Origin of the sequence: Ralstonia pickettii (assembly GCF_000607165.1) — a bacterium.
Lineage (GTDB): Bacteria > Pseudomonadota > Gammaproteobacteria > Burkholderiales > Burkholderiaceae > Ralstonia > Ralstonia holmesii.
The window spans coordinates 235,290-253,684 of record NZ_JFZG01000008.1 but is presented as its reverse complement, the minus strand read 5'-3'; the positions used below and the strand labels follow the sequence as shown (position 1 = coordinate 253,684).

The 18,395-nt window shown below is 65.1% G+C and carries 13 protein-coding genes; 5 read left to right on the top strand and 8 right to left on the bottom strand.

Going from position 1 to position 18,395, the window contains the following annotated elements; all coding sequences use genetic code 11:
* Nucleotides 1-49 precede the first annotated feature (49 nt).
* Complete coding sequence (locus BG83_RS0112630; RefSeq protein ID WP_024977068.1) at nucleotides 50-2,074, bottom strand: ArnT family glycosyltransferase; 2,025 nt, start codon at nucleotides 2,072-2,074, stop codon at nucleotides 50-52.
* Between the two features lie 10 nt (nucleotides 2,075-2,084).
* The gene (gene def, locus BG83_RS0112625; protein ID WP_024977067.1) at nucleotides 2,085-2,600 is read right to left on the bottom strand and encodes a peptide deformylase; all 516 of its coding nucleotides are present in this window, start codon (nucleotides 2,598-2,600) and stop codon (nucleotides 2,085-2,087) included.
* A 252-nt stretch (nucleotides 2,601-2,852) separates the two neighbouring features.
* Between def and BG83_RS0112620 the strand changes: the two genes are divergently transcribed.
* From BG83_RS0112620 to BG83_RS0112605, 4 genes are all read left to right on the top strand, one after another.
* Nucleotides 2,853-4,040, top strand: coding sequence for a LysM peptidoglycan-binding domain-containing protein (locus BG83_RS0112620; protein ID WP_024977066.1), 1,188 nt, complete (start codon nucleotides 2,853-2,855; stop codon nucleotides 4,038-4,040).
* Between the two features lie 25 nt (nucleotides 4,041-4,065).
* Nucleotides 4,066-5,274 carry a DNA-processing protein DprA gene (gene dprA, locus BG83_RS0112615; protein WP_024977065.1) on the top strand — a complete coding sequence of 403 codons (1,209 nt, stop codon included), beginning with the start codon at nucleotides 4,066-4,068 and terminating at the stop codon, nucleotides 5,272-5,274.
* 62 nt (nucleotides 5,275-5,336) lie between these two features.
* On the top strand, nucleotides 5,337-5,717 hold the full coding sequence (locus BG83_RS0112610; protein WP_024977064.1) for a thioredoxin family protein: 381 nt from the start codon (nucleotides 5,337-5,339) through the stop codon (nucleotides 5,715-5,717).
* Nucleotides 5,718-5,972: 255 nt separating this feature from the next.
* Nucleotides 5,973-8,603: a DNA topoisomerase III gene (locus BG83_RS0112605; protein WP_024977063.1), complete on the top strand. Its 2,631-nt coding sequence runs from the start codon at nucleotides 5,973-5,975 to the stop codon at nucleotides 8,601-8,603.
* A 73-nt stretch (nucleotides 8,604-8,676) separates the two neighbouring features.
* Here BG83_RS0112605 and BG83_RS0112600 read toward each other — a convergent pair whose 3' ends face one another.
* The gene (locus BG83_RS0112600) at nucleotides 8,677-9,615 is read right to left on the bottom strand and encodes a LysR family transcriptional regulator (RefSeq protein ID WP_024977062.1); all 939 of its coding nucleotides are present in this window, start codon (nucleotides 9,613-9,615) and stop codon (nucleotides 8,677-8,679) included.
* 450 nt (nucleotides 9,616-10,065) lie between these two features.
* On the opposite strand from BG83_RS0112600, the gene BG83_RS0112595 reads away from it, so the two are divergent.
* Nucleotides 10,066-11,754, top strand: a complete 1,689-nt coding sequence (locus BG83_RS0112595) for an AMP-binding protein (RefSeq protein WP_024977061.1) — start codon at nucleotides 10,066-10,068, stop codon at nucleotides 11,752-11,754.
* A gap of 36 nt (nucleotides 11,755-11,790) precedes the next feature.
* On the opposite strand, the gene rodA is transcribed toward BG83_RS0112595, so the two are convergent.
* The 5 genes from rodA to BG83_RS0112565 all read right to left on the bottom strand — a co-directional run bounded on the left by rodA (nucleotide 11,791) and on the right by BG83_RS0112565 (nucleotide 18,272).
* A complete protein-coding gene (gene rodA, locus BG83_RS0112590) occupies nucleotides 11,791-12,942 on the bottom strand; it encodes a rod shape-determining protein RodA (protein WP_037031841.1) in 1,152 nt (383 codons plus the stop codon).
* A gap of 23 nt (nucleotides 12,943-12,965) precedes the next feature.
* On the bottom strand, nucleotides 12,966-15,371 hold the full coding sequence (gene mrdA / locus BG83_RS0112585; protein ID WP_024977059.1) for a penicillin-binding protein 2: 2,406 nt from the start codon (nucleotides 15,369-15,371) through the stop codon (nucleotides 12,966-12,968).
* 42 nt (nucleotides 15,372-15,413) lie between these two features.
* Entirely contained in the window at nucleotides 15,414-15,926 is a 513-nt protein-coding gene (mreD, locus tag BG83_RS0112580; RefSeq protein ID WP_015856079.1) for a rod shape-determining protein MreD, read from the bottom strand.
* A gap of 16 nt (nucleotides 15,927-15,942) precedes the next feature.
* Nucleotides 15,943-16,989, bottom strand: coding sequence for a rod shape-determining protein MreC (mreC, locus tag BG83_RS0112575; RefSeq protein ID WP_024977058.1), 1,047 nt, complete (start codon nucleotides 16,987-16,989; stop codon nucleotides 15,943-15,945).
* A 239-nt stretch (nucleotides 16,990-17,228) separates the two neighbouring features.
* Nucleotides 17,229-18,272 carry a rod shape-determining protein gene (locus BG83_RS0112565; RefSeq protein WP_004628293.1) on the bottom strand — a complete coding sequence of 348 codons (1,044 nt, stop codon included), beginning with the start codon at nucleotides 18,270-18,272 and terminating at the stop codon, nucleotides 17,229-17,231.
* Nucleotides 18,273-18,395 lie beyond the last annotated feature (123 nt).

Sequence of the window (18,395 nt, the reverse complement as noted above, 5' to 3'; positions counted from 1 at the left end):
AACCGAAAACGAGGGGAAGCGGGCTACACGACAGCGTAGCGCATTGCGCTTAGCGACGGCCGCGATGCGGCGTGTCGGTCAGCGGCACGATGGGCTCGGGCGACGGCAGCGCCTCGGACACGCCATTACTGCGCCGCTGGAACAGCGAGAAGGTTTCGTTGGTGTCGCCCGGGCGGCTGCCGCGCCACACCATTTCCCAGTTATTGCCGTGGGGGCGGCGGCGGGCATGTTCCGGGCGTTTTTCGAGCACGAGGATCAGGTCGCAGGTGCGTGCGGTCGGGTTGGGGTGGTGAGCGTCGCCGGCACCGCTGTGACCCAGGAGCCATTTGACGGGTCGCACGCCGGTTTCGTAGTGCATCAGGGCGCGTTCGCTTTCGCCCATGCCGCGCGTGGCCACGCAGATCTGCGCAGATTCGAGCACCGGTTTGATCGCCTGGAACAGCGGGCGGTAGCTGCGGGCATCGTCCACCCACGGCATCAGCAGGGTGCCGAGCAGGCCCCACACCATGCCCAGGCCCGCCGCCCACGCCACCACGCCGGAGCGCGCCGGCCGCAGCCACACGCAGGCAGCCCACAGCGCCGTAATGCCCCCCGCCGCCAATACGGCGACCGGATGGATCAGCATGTCATACGGCAACGGCAGCACGCGGCCCAGCATTTTGGCCAGCCAGCTCGGCAACAGTTGCCCGCCGCTGGTCACGAGGGCGCCCCACACGGCCCAGACTACCAGCCCGAGCGCGCCAAACAACGTCACCGCCGCACCCCATGCACGCGCGCGCCACGCGGGCGCAATCAGGAGAAGCATCGGCGCACCTAACAAAGCCAAGGCGGGTTGCAGCGGCATCAGGTACACATCGCGCAGCACGGCCGAGCGCAGCACCACGGCAATCGTGGCCAGCACGAACAACGCAACGACCAAGTGCCCCTGGTATGGCAGTAGCCACGCCGTGCGCGCGCCGTGCCCACGTTGCCGCACGAGCTTGTACAGCGACACGCCCAACACGGCCACCGCTGGCCACACCGCGGGCGTGCCGGTCAGGAAGATCGATCGGACGGTCGTCGCTAGCGACCCTTTCTCGCCACCCAGATGCGAGAAGCCGAAGAAGCGGCCGAGGTTGTTGACCCAGAACCATTCAATGAACAAGTCCGGCGATTCGCGCCAGAAGATGGCCGGCCAGATCACCAGCCACGGCAACGCCACCAGCAGCGAGAGGCCATAGAAGCGCCATGCCTGGCGGTTGCGGAAATCCGGCAGCAGTGCGATCGCCGCCAGCAGGGTGATGGCGAACAGCCCAGGCACGAGCACGCCCTTGCCCAGGAACGCCACACCGATGCCCGTGCCGAACCACAATGCCGGATGCAGCACGTCGACGCCCTTTGCGCCCCCGGCTTCGCTCTCTTTGACGAAGCGCACGAGGCCATACAGGGCGATCGCGGTGCCGGCCAGTTGCGGGACATCGGCAATGAACTTGTGGACGTGCTCAACCAACCCGACGCAGCCGGCAAATAGCAGCAGCGCGCCCAACGCATAGTCGCGCAGCGCAGCGCCGCCGGCGTCGAGCCCGGCTTCGCGGCGTGCGGCCAGGGTCAGCCCCGGCCGTCCGCGTGCGAGGTCTGCGCCGACGCGCAAGCGCCAGTCGCGCGCTTCGCTTCGCAGCAGGCGCGCCGTGCGCCAGACCGCCCAGCATGTCAGCGCCATCCAGAACAGCACCGCCACGCGCACCGCTTCGTGCGGCGGCATGTCGGGCAGCGCCAGCGCGGCCAGCGCGCCCGTCCAGTACATCAGCGGGGGCTTCTCGACGAACGGCTCGAAGGCGACGTTGGGAACGACCCAGTCGCCACGCTCGATGATGTTGATGACGATGCCGAAGGAATACGGCTCGTCGGCCTTCCAGGGTGCGCGCCAGAACGTGCCCGCAACGAAATACGCGCACAACATCAGCAGGACGACAGCACGCCAATGCCGCACCAGCAGTGCCGACAGGCGGCGCGGGCTGGCGGGCGTGCCTGCGTCAGCGGGAGCGATCGGCATCAGCGGGATGGAGCGAGGGCGCGCGCCGACGTCGGCAGGCATGGGAGCACGTTCAACGCTGCGGTACTGCGTCGCGTTGATGCTTCTTGAGCTTGGAGCGGATGCGCGTCTGCTTGAGCGGTGAGAGGTATTCGACGAATACCTTGCCCATCAGGTGATCCATCTCGTGCTGAATGCACACCGCCAGCAGGTCGTCTGCCTCCAGCTCGAAGGTTTCGCCCTTCTCGTTCAGTGCGCGCACGCGCACGCGGGCCGGGCGGTCAACCTTGTCATAGATATCGGGCACCGACAGGCAGCCTTCGTCCCAGACCTTGTGCTCATCACTTACCCAGATGATCTCGGGGTTGATGAACACGCGCAGTTCGTCGCGCGATTCCGACACGTCGATGGTGATCACGCGCTCATGCACGTCGACCTGCGTGGCGGCCAGGCCAACGCCGGGCGCCTCGTACATGGTCTCGGCCATGTCCGCCACGAGTTTGCGGATGCGGTCATCGACAACGGCGACCGGCTTGGCGACTTTGTGCAGCCGCGGATCAGGGTATTGCAGGATATTCAGTAGGGCCATGATGCTTGGCAACAACGGTTGCAGAAGGCCACGCTAACGAGGGGTTGCCTTCAATTGCGATCGCTTGGAATGTCATGCAGAATCGGGGGCGCTATCCGCCACATGGCTTAGGAAAAAGCCTGACGAATGTTGGATGCCATACCCCTCTTGCTGCGACGCAGAACTGCGTACAGCTGCGGCGGTGAGGCGTCGAACAGGCACGCGGACCACTCGCCGATTCTTCATAGAATAATGCGCCATCGTAACACACCGATGCTCTCTCAGCCCGCCATGCAAACCGCCACGAAAGCGCGCCAGCCTTACGTTTGCGCCCTCTCGGCGGTTGCCGCGGCAGCGCTTTTCTGCATGGGCGCCGCCCACGCCGCCGAGCGCACTGTGACGCCGGCGCAACAGGCGCAGGCCGCGACGGCTGCCCAAGCGGGCATCCCGGAATCCGAACTGTCTGCCACCGCGCCCGCGCAGTACACCGTGCGCCGTGGCGACACGCTGTGGGCAATCTCGGGTAAATACCTCAAGCGGCCCTATCGCTGGCCAGAGCTGTGGGGCATGAACCGCGAGCAGATCCGCAACCCGCATCTGATCTATCCGGGCCAGATCCTGTATCTGCATCACGCCAATGGCCGTGCTTGGCTGTCGAGTTCGCCGGCATCGGCGGATGGCAGCACGGTGCGCCTGTCGCCGCATACCCGCGTGTCGGGACAAGATGGCGACGCCATCTCCAGCATTCCCTCCGCCGCCATCGAGCCCTTCCTGACCCAGCCGATCGTGGTGGATGAAGAAACGCTGGCCACGCCGGCGCGCATCTTCTCGCTGCCCGAGGGCCGCGTTTATCTGGGCAAGGGCGAAAACGCCTACGCCCGCGGTTTGCCCGCAGGTGAAGGCGGCCAGGCCGGCGCCGAATGGCAGGCGTATCGCCCGGTCCGGCCGCTCAAGGACCCCGTGACGGGCAACGTGCTCGGCTACGAAGCCGACTTCCTCGGTACGCTGCGCGTGGTGCGTGCGGCGACCGGCCCGCAGGCCGTGACCAAGATGGAGGTGCTGTCGTCCAAGGAAGAAATGGGCGTCGGCTCGCAACTGATGCCACTGCCGCCGCGCGTGCCGGTGCGCTATGTGCCGCATGCGCCGGAAGGCGACGTGCACGGCGCGGTCGCCAAGGTAACGGGTGGTGTGCGCTTTGGCGGCACCGACCAGGTGGTTGTGCTGAACATCGGCAGCCAGCAGGGGCTTGAGCCGGGCCACGTGCTGTCGCTGGCGCGCGCTGGCGCCGTCGTGAAGGACGCGACGGCCGGCAATGAGGCCGTGCAATTGCCCGCAGAGCGCTACGGCCTGGCCTTCGTGTTCCGCGTGTTCCCGCACGTAGCCTATGCGCTGGTGACGGACGCATCGAACGCCGTGGAAGTGGGCGACAGCGTCAGCAACCCGATGTCGCCGCAACCTTGAACTACGCGCTAACGCAGTCCTTGATTTGACCGATGCATCTCAGGTCGCGGCGCCCGCCGCGGCCGATTCCACAGCTTCCCTTTCCTGTACGCGCGATCCGGCTGAACTGGCCGCGTGGCTGCGTCTGACTGAAACCCCCGGCGTTGGGCCCGTCGCCGCGCGGCAGTTGCTGGCGGCCTTCGGGTTGCCGCAAGACATCTTTGCCCAGCCGTATGCCACGCTCGCCAAGGTGCTGCCCGAGCGGCAAGCGCGCGCGGTGCTCGCCGAGCCCGACGACACGCTTGCGGCGCTGATCGAGCGCACCGTCGCCTGGGTGAACGAGCCCGGCAATGCCATCTTCACGCTGGCCGATCGCGGCTATCCGCCCCGCTTGCTCGAACTGCCGGACCCGCCGACCTTGCTTTACACCAAGGGCGATGCCTCGCTGCTGCGTGCAGCGGCGGTGGGCGTGGTGGGCGCGCGCAGCGCCACGGCAGCCGGCATCGACAACGCGCGCGCGTTTTCCCAGGCGCTGTCGATGGCGAGCGTGACGGTTGTGTCAGGCCTGGCGCTCGGCATCGATGCGGCAGCGCATGAGGGCGCGCTCGCAGGCCCAGGGAGCACCATCGCAGTCGTGGGTACGGGGCTCGATATTGTTTACCCGGCCCGTAACCGGGCGCTGGCGCATCGCATTGCCGAGGCTGGCGTGATCATCTCTGAATACCCGCTGGGGATGGGCGCACGTGCCGAGAACTTCCCGCGCCGCAATCGCCTGATCTCGGGTTTGGCGCGGGGGCTTCTGGTTGTAGAAGCTGCGGCGCAGTCTGGCTCGCTCATCACCGCGCGGCTGGCGGCCGAGCAGGGGCGCGATGTGTTTGCGATTCCGGGGTCGATCCATTCGCCGCTGGCCAAGGGCTGCCACCTGCTGATCAAGCAAGGTGCCAAGCTTGTGGAAACCGCTGCCGATATCCTCGATGAACTTGGCTGGGGGCGTGCTACTGCGCCGGCCAAACGTGCGACGCGCGCGGCCTCGGCCGAGGCGTCCCCGGCCGCGCCGGGCCCAGCCGCGCGCCCGGCGCCAAGTGCTTCCGAAACCGCATTGCTCGACGCGCTCGGTTTTGATCCCGTCGATCTGGATACCTTGTGTGAGCGCACCGGCGAAGCTGCTGCTGCGCTCTCTGCACAGCTTCTGGCGCTGGAGCTGGATGGCCGCGTGGAGCGTCAGCCCGGCGGGCGCTTCCTGCGGCTTCCGTGAAAGCGTGCCTACAATAAGCGCGACCCCACCGTCACTCCGCTGGTCGCCTAGCGCCTTTTTTCATGCCACTGCTCTCGCCTGACACCGACGCCGCCACGCTGCACGCGCGCATTCGCTCGGGGCAACTGCTGGTGGCGTGCCTGTGCGCCGAGTGGTGCGGCACGTGCCGCAGCTATCGCAAGACCTTCACCGAGATGGCGGAACGGCATCCGGAGTACTGCTTCGTCTGGGTCGATGTCGAAGACCATGCCGACGCGCTGGGCGATTACGACGTTGAAAACTTCCCAACCCTGCTAGTGCAGCGTGGGAGCGATGTGTTGTTTTTCGGCCCAGTCTTGCCTCACCCGGGAGTTGTCGAGGGATTGCTTTCGCGTGATCTGGGCGTTGCTCCCGTAGTGCCATCGGCCCCGGACTTGCGAGGCTGGCTGCTGGAATCGGCGTGATCGCCGGTCTTGACAACACTAAGCGATGCATGCGCCACTCTATTGCGCCTGAAAAGGAACCGCGCTTATGATTGGCGGCCAAATTTGGGACCGACCGGTGATTGATGGCGTCCCACCGGGCGCGCTGACAAGCGCCCGCGGCACTTGAAGTCGGCAGGCGTTGCCATAAGACTCTAAAAAAAACACGCGAACGGTCGCTATAGAAAAGCGACTTCTTCTTTACCCGATTACTTGCGATCGCCAGGATCCGCTCACATGTCCAAGGCTCTCATCATTGCCGAAAAACCGTCGGTCGCCGCTGATATCGCGCGCGCGCTGGGTGGCTTCACCAAGCACGACGAGTACTTTGAGAGCGACGACTACGTCCTCTCGTCGGCTGTTGGCCACCTGGTCGAGATTGCCGCGCCGGATGAATACGAAGTCAAGCGCGGCAAATGGAGCTTCGCTCATCTGCCGGTGATCCCGCCGCACTTTGATCTGCGACCGATCGCCAAGTCGGAATCGCGCCTGAAGGTGCTGACGCGGCTGATCAAGCGCAAGGACGTGACCGGCCTGATCAATGCCTGTGACGCGGGGCGCGAAGGTGAACTGATCTTCCGCCTGATCGCGCAACACGCGAACACCAAGCTGCCGGTGAAACGGCTGTGGCTGCAGTCGATGACGCCGCAATCCATCCGTGATGGCTTTGGCAAGCTGCGCAGCAACGAAGACATGATGCCGCTGGCCGATGCTGCCCGCTGCCGTTCCGAGGCCGACTGGCTGGTCGGTATCAACGGCACGCGCGCCATGACTGCGTTCAACAGCAAGGGTGGCGGCTTCTTCCTGACCACCGTGGGCCGCGTGCAAACGCCCACGCTGTCGATCGTGGTAGAGCGCGAAGAGAAGATCAAACGCTTCGTCCCGCGCGATTACTGGGAAGTGCGCGCTGAATTCATCGCCGCGGCCGGCTTGTACGAAGGCCGTTGGTTCGACCCGAAGTTCAAGAGGAACGAGTTCGACCCCGAGCAGCGCGATTCGCGCCTCTGGAGCGAGGCCGAGGCCAAAAGCATCGTGGCTGCGTGCCGCGACAAGCCGGGCACCGTGACGGAAGAATCGAAGCCGTCGACGCAGATGTCGCCGGCGCTGTTCGACCTGACGAGCCTGCAGCGCGAGGCCAACGGCCGCTTCGGCTTCTCGGCCAAAAACACGCTGGGCCTGGCGCAGGCGCTGTACGAAAAGCACAAGGTGCTGACCTATCCGCGTACCGATTCGCGCGCGCTGCCCGAAGACTACTTGGGCACGGTCAAGCAGACGCTGGACATGCTGGGCGAAAGCTCGCCCAACTATCTGACGCACGCGAAGAAGATCCTCGCCAACCAGTGGGTCAAGCCGAACAAGCGGATCTTCGACAACAGCAAGATCAGCGATCACTTCGCCATCATCCCGACGCTGCAGGCACCGAAGAATTTGTCGGAGCCGGAGCAGAAGCTGTACGACCTGGTGGTGCGCCGCTTCCTGGCGGTGTTCTTCCCGGCGGCCGAATACCAGGTCACCACGCGCGTGACCGAGGTGGCCGGGCATCACTTCAAGACCGAAGGCAAGGTGCTGGTGAACCCGGGTTGGCTGGTCGTGTACGGCCGCGAGGCGCAGGGCGAAGATGCGAACCTCGTGCCGGTCGCCAAGGACGAGAAGGTCAAGACGGACAAGATCGAGCCGGTTGGCCTCACCACCAAGCCGCCCGCACGCTATAACGAAGCGACGCTGCTCTCCGCCATGGAAGGCGCCGGCAAGCTCGTCGACGACGATGCGTTGCGCGAAGCCATGGCAGGCAAGGGCCTGGGCACGCCAGCCACCCGCGCGGCCATCATCGAAGGATTGCTGACGGAAAAGTACCTTGTGCGCGAAGGCCGCGAACTGATCCCGACCGCCAAGGCGTTCCAGCTGATGACGCTGCTGCGTGGCCTGGGCGTGGAGGAACTGACGCAAGCGGAGTTGACCGGCGGCTGGGAGCACAAGCTTTCCCTCATCGAGCGTGGTCAGCTGGAGCGCGACGAATTCATGCGCGAGATCGCGCAGATGACGCAGCAGATCGTCAAACGCGCCAAGGAATACGACAGCGACACCATCCCCGGCGACTACGCAACGCTTTCCACGCCGTGCCCGCAATGCGGCCACGTGGTCAAGGAAAACTACCGCCGCTTCGCCTGCAGCCACTGCGACTTCTCGATCAGCAAGATTCCGGGTGGCCGCCAGTTCGAGCTGGACGAGGTGGAGGAGTTGCTGACCAACAAGACCATCGGCCCGTTGCAGGGCTTCCGCAGCAAGATGGGCCGTCCGTTTGCGGCCATCCTCAAGCTGGCGCAGGAAGATGGTCATTGGAAGATGGAGTTCGACTTCGGCCAGAACGACGAAGACGATGGCGAGCCGGTCGATTTCTCGGGTCAGGAAAGCGTCGGCCACTGCCCCAAGTGCAACGGCAACGTCTACGAGCACGGCCTGAAGTACGTGTGCGAAAACGCTGTGGCGCAGCCCAAGACCTGCGACTTCACCACCGGCAAGATCATCCTGCAGCAGGAGATCAGCCGCGAGCAGTTGGCCAAGCTGCTGGCCGAGGGCAAGACCGACTTGCTGACCGGCTTCAAGTCGGCGCGCACGGGCCGCAACTTCAAGGCGTTCCTGGTCAAGCAACCGGACGGCAAGATCGGCTTCGAATTCGAGCCGCGCGGCGAAGGCAAGGGCAAGCCCGGCGCCAAGACCGCGGCGAAGAAGACGACCGCTGCGGCTAAAACGCCTGCCGCCAAGAAGGCGCCGGCCAAGACCGCAGGCAAGACGGCAGCCAAGAAGGCGCCGGCACGCAAGAAAGCCGCTGAAACCGAGGCCGACGAGGAAAGCACCAGCGAGACCTGAACGCGGTTTCGCAGGGACCAACGCAAACGGGAGGACGCTGTCCTCCCGTTTTGCTTTGGCGATAGGGCGTGGCTTATGCGGCTTCGCTCAGGCCTCGGCCGGCGCGCGCCTCGCTGTGCTTGACCTCCATCGCCTGGGCCAGCATGTAATCGATGAACGTGCGTACCTTTGTCGGCAGGAACTTGCGGCTCGGATACACCAGCGACAGCGACCGATGCGGCAGCTTGTATTGCGGCAGGACGCGCACCAGGCGTCCAGACTCCAGGTCCGGCCGGGCCATGTACGACGACAGAATCGCGATGCCCATGTCGGCGAGCACCGCGCGGTGCATGAGTTCGGCGTTGCTGGTGACGAGCGAGGGCTGCACCGGCACCGAAATCGACTGGCCGTCGGCGGTGCTCATCTCCCACTCGTGGCGCAATTGCGGGTGCCACATCGCAATGACTCGGTGCTCGGCAATGTCTTCGGCGCGCTGCGGCGTGGAATGCTGGCGGAGATAAGCGGGAGTGGCTGCCATGACCATCTCGGCGGAAATCATGCGGCGCGCCACCAGGTGCGAGCCGAGGCCGAGTTCCGAGACCATGATGCCGACGTCGCGGCCGTCCTCGACGATGTCGATCGGGCGGTCGGACAGCGCCACGTCAAACGTCACCTCGGGATAAAGCTGTTGGAAGCGCGCGAGCAACATCGGGAGCACATGCAGCCCGAACATGACAGGGGCAACGATGCGCAGGCCACCGACCAGTGCCTGGCTGCGCGACGTGGCGAGCGATTCCGCCTCGTCAATGTCGAGCAGGATCTGCGCACAGCGCTGCAGGTAGGTTTCGCCCACGTCGGTCAGCGACAGGCTCCGCGTGGTGCGGTTGAGCAGGCGCGTGCCGAGATGCGCCTCAAGGTCGGCCACGTAACGTGTGACCACGGCATTGCTCATCGACAGATGCTGGGCCGCCCGGGCGAAGCTGCCAAGCTCCACCACCTTGGAAAACACCCGCATCGACTGCAAACGATCCATTCCAGCCTCTCACATAATTTGTTGTCAAAAATAGAACAAATCTGTCGTGACAGCAAATGTTTAATATTGACACAAGCAATTTACTGCCTAGGGGCGTTCCTTGAATGTGAGTGCACGCTCATGTGAGAATGCCGCCCCAGTTACGTTTGCGATGTTTCGTTGCCAGGGCTGCGTATCCGACTTCTCACCGATTGACGCAACAGCAGATTTGCGCAGAGACTCTATACCGAGCGGTAGATTTTTTGGGATTCGTCTTGCGCGAGGTCATGTTTGACCCGAATCGTGGGTGGAACGCGGTCTTGCGCAAATCGGTGCGGCGGTGGCCATATGGCTTCGCCATACTCGACCAATGGATGCCGCGAACCCTGACCCGCATGAGCGCCCCGCAACGAGGGCAGCCATCACGGCCGATGTGTCGCCCCGCGATGCCGGCGGCCGAGGAGACACCACATGACCATCCAGAACCGCGAACCGGTCAATTATCTGGCGGGCGAGATGCCCCTGCACCGGTATTGCGCCCATCATGCGCAGCAGACGCCCGAGCGCATCGCGCTGCTGTGGTACGGCCGCACGATCTGCTGGCGGGAGCTGGACCAGGCCTCGACGCGGCTGGCGGTGCAGTTGCAGCGGTTGGGCGTGACACGCGGCGATCGCGTTGCGCTGTTTCTGCACAACTGTCCGCAAGCCATCGTGGCCCATCTGGCCACGGCCAAGCTGGGCGGCATCGTCGTGCCGTGCGGGCCGCTGTCGCGTCAGCACGAACTGCGCGACCAACTGGCCGATTGCGGCGCCAAGATTCTGGTGGCGGCGGCTGACCTGATGCCCATTGTCGAGGCCGCGCGGCCGGGTACGTCTGTCACAACCGTCATTACCACGCGCTATGCCGATCTGCAGCCTTCGCAGCCCGCGTGCCGCAAGGCGCTGGCCGTGCCGCCCGAGTTGATTGCCGCCGATGCCTCGTCTGCTCCGCCGCTCAGGAACAAGCCGGGCGCCGCGCAGCTCGACCTGATGCAACTCATGGCTGAACCCGTGGATGTGGCCGAGCGCGATGCCGTGGCTGCCATCACCGTTGACCTCGACGAAGTGGCGCTGATGGTCTACACCTCGGGCACCACAGGCCGCCCGAAGGGCGCCATGCTTACGCACCGCAACGCGCTGTACAAGACCGCTGTCACGGTGCAGGTCAGCGGCATCCATGCTTCGGACGTGATGCTGGCGGTGGCGCCGCTGTCCCATATCGCCGGCATGCTGATGGGCATGAACGTGATGCTGTATTCCGGTGCGACGACCATCCTGCTCTATCGGTTCGATCCCCTGGCCGTGCTGCAGGCCATCGACCGCTACCGCGTGACACGCTGGTACAGCATGACGCCAATGAACCTGGCCGTCATGGCGCATCCGGACGCCGCGCAGTACCGCATGGAATCCTTGGTGGCCAACCCATGCACCAGCTTCGGCGTCACGCTGACCGAAGCCATTGCCGAGCAGTGGCGTGCTTTTGCCGGCCCGCAGTGCCGCATCTATGAAGCGGCCTATGGCCTGTCGGAAACCCACACCTGCGATGCCATCACGCCTGCCGATGCGCCACGCTGGGGGTGGCACGGCAAGATCGTCCCGCAGACCGAGGTACGCATCGTCGACCCGCATACCGGCGCCGAACTGCCCCCCGGCCAAGCGGGCGAAATCACCATCCGCAGCCCGGGCGTGTTCCGTGGCTACTGGCAGCGCGACGAGGCCACGCGCGCCGTCCTGCACAACGGCTTTCTGCGCACTGGGGATATCGGCCAGGTCTCGCCCGACGGTTACCTGCAATGGCAGGGCCGCATCAAGGAGATGATCAAGGTGTCGGGCTACAGCGTGTTTCCGGAAGAGGTCGAGGCGCTCCTCTCGCGCCACCCGGGCATCCGCCAAGTGGCCGTGACGCCCATCCCCGATCCGGACAAAGGTGAAGTCGTCTGCGCGCACGTGGTGCCGATGAACGGCGTGACGCTCTCGGAAGCCGAGCTGATTGCCTGGTCGCGCGACAACATGGCGCCGTACAAGGTGCCGCGGCGCGTGAAGTTCCATGATGCGCTGCCCGCTACCGCAACGGGCAAGGTGCTGCGAAGGTTGCTGCGCGAAGAAGCCATCGCCGCCTGAAAACGAAACGGCCGCCAAATTCTGGCGGCCGTTTTGTCAGGTCTGCACGAAGCGTTTCTGCCGGGCGATGCTCATCAGGATGCCGATGCCCATGCCCAGCGTGACAAGCGCCGTCCCCCCGTAACTGATGAGCGGCAGCGGCACACCCACGACAGGCAGGATGCCGCTCACCATGCCCATGTTGACGAAGGCGTAAGTAAAGAAGATCAGCGTGATCGACCCAGCCAGCAGGCGCCCGAACAGCGTCCCGGCATTGGCTGCAATAAAGAGCCCACGCAAGATCAGCAGCAGATACAGGAACAGCAGCACGCCGTTGCCCACCAGCCCGAACTCCTCCGAATACACCGCGAAGATGAAGTCGGTGTGCTTCTCGGGGATGAACTCCAGGTGGGTTTGCGTACCCTTCAGCCATCCCTTGCCCGTCACGCCGCCGGAGCCGATGGCAATGATCGACTGGATGGTGTGGAAGCCCTTGCCGAGCGGGTCGGTGGTCGGGTCGAGCAGCGTACACACGCGGTGTTGCTGGTAGTCGTGCAGGATCGGCCAGTTCACGCCAGGAGCGCAGATGCGCGATTCGAACGACACCACCAGCGTGATCGCCGTGACAGCAATTACCAGCACCGGCACGATCAGCCGCCACGACAGCCCGGCAAAGTAGATCACGTAGATGCCTGCCGCCAGCACCAGAAGCGCGGTGCCCAGGTCCGGCTGCTTGGCGATCAGTCCCACGGGAATCAGAAGCAGCAAGGCTGCCGCCAGATAGTCATACCAGTGGATCACGCCCTCGCGCTTCTGGAAGTACCACGCCAGCATGAGCGGCATGGCGATCTTCATGATCTCGGAAGGCTGTACCACCACGCCGATATTGAGCCACCGCCGCGCGCCCTTGCGGATCAGCCCGAACGCCGCCACGCCGATCAACAGCGCCACGCCGACGGTGTAGAGCGGCACCGCAAAGCGCATCAGCGTTTGCTGCGGCAGGTTGGCGATGATCCACATCAGCACGAACGACAGCAGGATGTTGCGGACCTGGTCTTCCACCCGGCCCGGCATGTCGATGGCGGCCGAATACAGCGCGACCAATCCCGTGCCGAGCAGCAGGAAGACGATCAGCGCCAGCGGGCCATCGAAGCCGGTGAAGAGCGACTTGATGATGTTGAATATGCGGCGCTTGTCCAGTTTGTCCATGGCGAGATCCTCAAGCGCAAATATCAGGGTGCGGCCGGCTTGGAGGCCGGTTTCTGCGCGGGCTTCGGCGCCGGCTTGTTACCCGGCTTGGCGTCCTTCGCGCCCTTTGGCGTGGTCGCCGGGGCCGCCGCCGGTGCGGCAGCGTTGCCACGTCCGCGCGGTGGCAGTTCGGGTGCCGGTTGTGCATGCGACAGCGCTTGCAGCACCTGGGCGTCCAGCGTGGCCGGGGCGATAGCTTCGGTGCTGGTGCCGGCTTCGCGCAGGGCCGGCGCCACCAGGTCGGGCGACAGCGGCGGCGCGCTGCGGGTGGCGCCTGATGCCACCGACGATGCGGCCGGCGCCGAAGCGGCGACCACGGCACTGGCGGCGGGGGCTGACACGCCTGAAGCGGCAGCCACCCCGGACGCCGGCTCTGCAGCCACTTGGGGCGCAGCCGTCGCGCTGGCAATGGTGGCCGTCTTGCCGGTCGAGAACACGCTGGGCGTATCCACCGGCGGTTGCTGCTGGGGCTTCGGCGCGGTGGCAGCCAGTTCTGCAGGCCACTTGCCGGTCAGGTAATAGTCCATGACCGCACGTGCAATTGGCGCGGCCGACGCGGCACCAAAGCCGGCGTTTTCCACGATGAGTGCCAGCGCGATCTTCGGATGGTCCGCCGGCGCGAACGCCTCGAACAGCGCGTGGTCGCGCTTGTTTTCGGGAATGGCGTGGTGGTTGTACTTCTCGTTCTTGCCCAGCGAGTACACCTGCGCCGTCCCCGTCTTGCCCGCCGACACGTATTGCGCACCGATGAACGCCTTGGCTGCCGTACCGGCCTGGTTCACGCCCACCATGGCTCGCTTGATCACGTCGATGTTCGCCTGCTTGAGCGGGATCCGGTAGCTCTCTGTCGGCACCGTCAGCGCGCGCGACTTGGACAGCGAATCTTCGACCGCCTTCACCAAGTGAGGCTTCATCACCACGCCGTTGTTTGCCAGCGTCGATATCGCATGCGCGAGCTGCAGGATGGTGAAGTTGTTGTAGCCCTGGCCAATGCCCAGCGAGATGGTTTCGCCGTCGTACCACTTCTGCTGTTCGGGCCGCTTGTAGGCTTTGCGCTTCCAGTCGGTGGACGGCAGGATGCCGGTGCGCTCGCCCTCGATGTCGATGCCCGTGACCTGCCCGAAGCCGAAGGGCTTCATGAAATCGTGGATGGCATTGACGCCCATGTCGTTGGCGAGCCGGTAGTAATACGTGTCGCACGACATCACGATGGATCGGTACATGTCGACCCAGCCGTGGCCGCCCGGCACGTCGTCGCGGAACGTGTGGTTACCCAGCGTGAACGAGCCGGGATCGGCCATGCCCCACTGCGGCGTGCGCTTGCCCAGTTCGAGCGCGCCCAGCGCCACGAACGGTTTGTACGTCGAGCCGGGCGGATACGTGCCGCGCAGCGGGCGGTTCAGCAGCGGCTTGTCCGGCGAGTTGTTCAGCTCGCCCCAGGTCGCGCTGTCGATGCCTTCAATGAACAGGTTCGGATCGAATGTCGGCTTGGAGACGAAGGCGAGGATGTCACCCGTTTCGGGTTCGATCGCCACCAGTGCGCCGCGGCGGTTGCCGAAGAGCTGCTCGGCCAGCCGCTGCAGGTTGATATCGAGCGACAGGATCAGGTTGTTGCCCGGCGTTGCCTGCGAGGTCGACAGCGTGCGGATCGGCCGGCCGCCCGCGCTCACTTCCACCTCTTCGTAGCCGGTCAGGCCGTGCAGCTCGGTCTCGTAGCTCTGCTCGATGCCGACCTTGCCGATGTATTCCGTGCCGCTGTAGTTGTTGGAATCCTTGCGCGGGTCATACGCCACGCCGGGCTGGCTGTTGGCATCGCTCATGTTGTCGATGCGGTCCAGGTCGCGCTCGGAAATCCGGCCGATGTAGCCGATCACGTGCGATGCCGAGTCGCCCAGCGGGTATTGGCGGAATAGCCGCGCATGCACGTCCACGCCCGGAAAGCGGAAGCGCTGCGCCGAGAAGCGTGCCACTTCCTGATCGGTCAGCTGACTGCGGATCGGCAGGCTTTCGAAGCTGCGCGCATCTTCCATCAGGCGCTTGAAGCGGCGGCGGTCGCGCGGCTGGATATCGACCACCTGGGCAAGCTGGTCGATGGTGTTGTCCAGCGTGTCCTGCAGCTTGGACGGCGTGATCTCCAGCGTGTACGCCGAATAGTTGCGCGCCAGCACCACGCCGTTGCGGTCCATGATGATGCCGCGATTGGGCTCGATTGGCGCCACCGAGATGCGGTTGTCCTCCGCCTTGGCCGAATACTGCTCGTGCTTGACCTCCTGCAGCCAGAAGAAACGCGCCAGCAGCAGCCCGAAGCAGACGAGCACGAACAGGGCGGCTGCCGCCAGCCGCAGGCGGAAGCGCGACAGCTCCTGCTCGACGTTGCGGATTTCGGTCATGCCAGGTGAGGGTGAATAGCGGGGTGCATCAGATCGGCCGCCTTAGATGGGCCGAGTTTCATCGACGCTCTCCGGGCGCCGCTGCGGCGCCAGCAGGAACGCGTTTGCGAACGGCCACAAGGCGGCTTCGATCAGCGGTGGCAGGATGACCTGCCAGTCCGGCAGGTGCGCGCCCATCAGCAGGCGGATGACGATCGGTACGGCGTGCGCCAGCACCAGCAGCGGCAGCACATGCAGCGCCTGCGACAGCACCGAGAACCACAGCACGCGCCGGTGAATCGTGATCGCGAAGTACGACAGCATCGTGTACGCCATCGCGTGTTCGCCAAGCAGGCGCGCTTCGTGCACGTCCATCAACAGACCCAGCAGGAAGGCCACCACCATGCCCACGCGGCGCGGCTGATGGATGTTCCAGAACACCAGCACGAGTGCCACCAGATCGGGAATCCACTGCATGTGGCCCCACGGCATCAGGTTGAACAGGAACGCCAGCACGAAGCTGAAAGCGATGAAGCCCGGGTTGACCGGGCGCAGCAGATATTGGGGCGAGTTCATGATCGATGGCCTCGCTTCAGCGTTTTTGCGCTGAATCGGTGTCCAGCGGATTGCCGTCGGCGTCGGTCGGGCGCGGCGGCGGAGCGTTTTCTTCAGCTGCGGGCGCGGGGCCCGGGACATTGGCCTCGGCGGCGGCGCGTGCAGCGCGGTCCTTCTCTTCGCGCGCGTTGCGTGCAGCGTTCTTGCCCTTGGGCACTGGCGCCGGCGACAGATCCGTCGGCGGCGGGAAGCCCGATTCGTACTTCACGATCAGCAGGTGCCGGTTGCTGCGGATGCCGGCCACCGGTTCGCAGACCACCCGCGAGAAAGCGGTGTCGGCCTTGCGCTCGATTTGCGAAATACGCGCCACCGGCAGGCCCGCAGGATAGACGCCATCCAGCCCGGACGTGACCAGCAGGTCGCCCTGCTGCAGATCGGCCGAGGCAGCCATGAAGCGCAGGTCCAGCGCACCCGGTCGGGCACCGCCAAAGGCTACGCTGCGCAGGCCGTTGCGCACGACCTCCACGGGAATCGCCTGGTCCTTGTCGGTCAGCAGCGTGACTTGCGATTCAAACAGCGACACGCGCGTCACCTGACCAACCACGCCGCGATCATCGATGACCGGGTAGCCCGCGCGCACACCGTCCTTGGAGCCGCGATCGATCACGATGCGCTGCGTATAAGGGTCACGCGCCTCGTAGAGGACTTCCGCCGCCACCGTGGGCACCGCCGCGTGCTGTTTCAGATTGAGCAGCGTACGCAGATTGCGGTTTTCGGCTTCGAGCTGCGAGGCGCGCAGCGATTGCTGCGCCTGGGCAACGGCCGATTCGCGCAGGCTCCGGTTATCAACAGCCAGCTTGGTGGACGATTGCGTGTATTCGAGTGCGGCGCGTGCCGTATCGCGCGGGATCAGAACCAGGCGCTCGACGGGGTACAGGATGACCGACACGACTTGCCGGACCACGCCCAGCACGGACATGCGGGCATCGATCACCAGTAGCGCAAGCGCGAGCGCGAGCAAAGCGACCAGCCGCGCGGTGGCGGACGGGCCCTGCTTGAAGAGGGGCGGCGGGGAGTAATCCATGACCCGGACGCTTCAAATGGGCACGGCAGACGCGTGACGGTCAACGTCAAGGTCAACGGCCTGCCGGCAACAGATTGGGTGTGGCGCTGGTGCGGTGCCCAAGCCCTTGGCGGGCGGAGCACGGCGCACCGGCGCAAGACGCATCTCAGCGGTCCGCGAAGGCGGCTGGCGTGACCACAATCGTAGTCACGAAATCGGTCACAACAGCGGAACGCGGATCGGCGCGGCGCATGGTCCCGTTATTCGTACGAGAAGATGCTGCCGAGCTTGTCCATGCGTTCGAGCGCCATGCCCGAGCCACGCACCACGCAGGTCAGCGGGTCTTCGGCCACGAGCACGGGCAGGCCGGTTTCTTCGGCCAGAAGGCGGTCGAGGTCGCGCAGCAGCGCGCCGCCGCCGGTGAGCATCATGCCGCGCTCGGCAATGTCGGCGCCCAGTTCAGGCGGGGTTTGTTCCAGGGCGATCTTCACCGAGGAGACGATCTGGTTCAGCGGGTCTGTCAGTGCTTCCAGGATTTCGTTGGACGACACCGTGAAGGCGCGCGGAATGCCTTCCGACAGGTTGCGGCCCTTCACTTCCATTTCGCGCACTTCCGAACCCGGGAAGGCCGAGCCGATTTCCTTCTTGATGGCTTCGGCGGTCTGTTCACCGATCAGCATGCCGTAGTTGCGGCGGATGTAGTTGACGATGGCCTCGTCGAACTTGTCGCCGCCCACGCGCACGCTGCCCTTGTAGACCATGCCGCCCAGCGAGATGATGCCCACCTCGGTGGTGCCGCCGCCAATGTCCACCACCATCGAACCCGACGGCTCCGACACCGGCAGGCCGGCGCCAATGGCAGCGGCCATCGGCTCTTCAATCAGGTACACCTGCGACGCCCCGGCGCCGAGCGCCGATTCACGGATGGCGCGGCGCTCGACCTGGGTCGACCCGCACGGCACGCAGATGATGATGCGCGGGCTCGGGCGCAGCAGCTTGGTGTCGTGCACCATCTTGATGAACTGCTTGAGCATCTGCTCGGTGACGGTGAAGTCGGCGATCACGCCGTCTTTCATCGGGCGGATCGCCTCGATATTGCCCGGCACCTTGCCCAGCATCTGCTTGGCTTCCTTACCGACGGCCTGGATGGTTTTCTTGGCGTTCGGGCCACCTTCCTGGCGAATGGCCACCACCGACGGCTCGTCAAGGACGATGCCCTTGTCGCGGACGTAGATCAGGGTGTTGGCGGTGCCGAGGTCGATCGCGAGATCGTTGGAGAAATAGCTGCGCAAAAAGCCGAACATCGAATGAATCCTGTTTTTCGAGTCATGGGCGGCCCAGCAGCAGGACTGCGGCGCAACGGCTGCACCAACGCGCAGACCTCGCACGGGCATGCCATGCGGTCCGATCCTGCTACTGCGCTCCCG

Coding starts and splice junctions, on each gene's coding strand:
- mreD (WP_015856079.1), bottom strand. CDS start 15,926: ATGAACTCGCCCCAATATCTGCTGCGCCCGGTCAACCCGGGCTTCATC.
- def (WP_024977067.1), bottom strand. CDS start 2,600: ATGGCCCTACTGAATATCCTGCAATACCCTGATCCGCGGCTGCACAAA.
- BG83_RS0112630 (WP_024977068.1), bottom strand. CDS start 2,074: ATGCCTGCCGACGTCGGCGCGCGCCCTCGCTCCATCCCGCTGATGCCG.
- BG83_RS0112620 (WP_024977066.1), top strand. CDS start 2,853: ATGCTCTCTCAGCCCGCCATGCAAACCGCCACGAAAGCGCGCCAGCCT.
- BG83_RS0112600 (WP_024977062.1), bottom strand. CDS start 9,615: ATGGATCGTTTGCAGTCGATGCGGGTGTTTTCCAAGGTGGTGGAGCTT.
- BG83_RS0112610 (WP_024977064.1), top strand. CDS start 5,337: ATGCCACTGCTCTCGCCTGACACCGACGCCGCCACGCTGCACGCGCGC.
- mreC (WP_024977058.1), bottom strand. CDS start 16,989: ATGGATTACTCCCCGCCGCCCCTCTTCAAGCAGGGCCCGTCCGCCACC.
- BG83_RS0112595 (WP_024977061.1), top strand. CDS start 10,066: ATGACCATCCAGAACCGCGAACCGGTCAATTATCTGGCGGGCGAGATG.
- mrdA (WP_024977059.1), bottom strand. CDS start 15,371: ATGACCGAAATCCGCAACGTCGAGCAGGAGCTGTCGCGCTTCCGCCTG.
- rodA (WP_037031841.1), bottom strand. CDS start 12,942: ATGGACAAACTGGACAAGCGCCGCATATTCAACATCATCAAGTCGCTC.
- BG83_RS0112605 (WP_024977063.1), top strand. CDS start 5,973: ATGTCCAAGGCTCTCATCATTGCCGAAAAACCGTCGGTCGCCGCTGAT.
- BG83_RS0112565 (WP_004628293.1), bottom strand. CDS start 18,272: ATGTTCGGCTTTTTGCGCAGCTATTTCTCCAACGATCTCGCGATCGAC.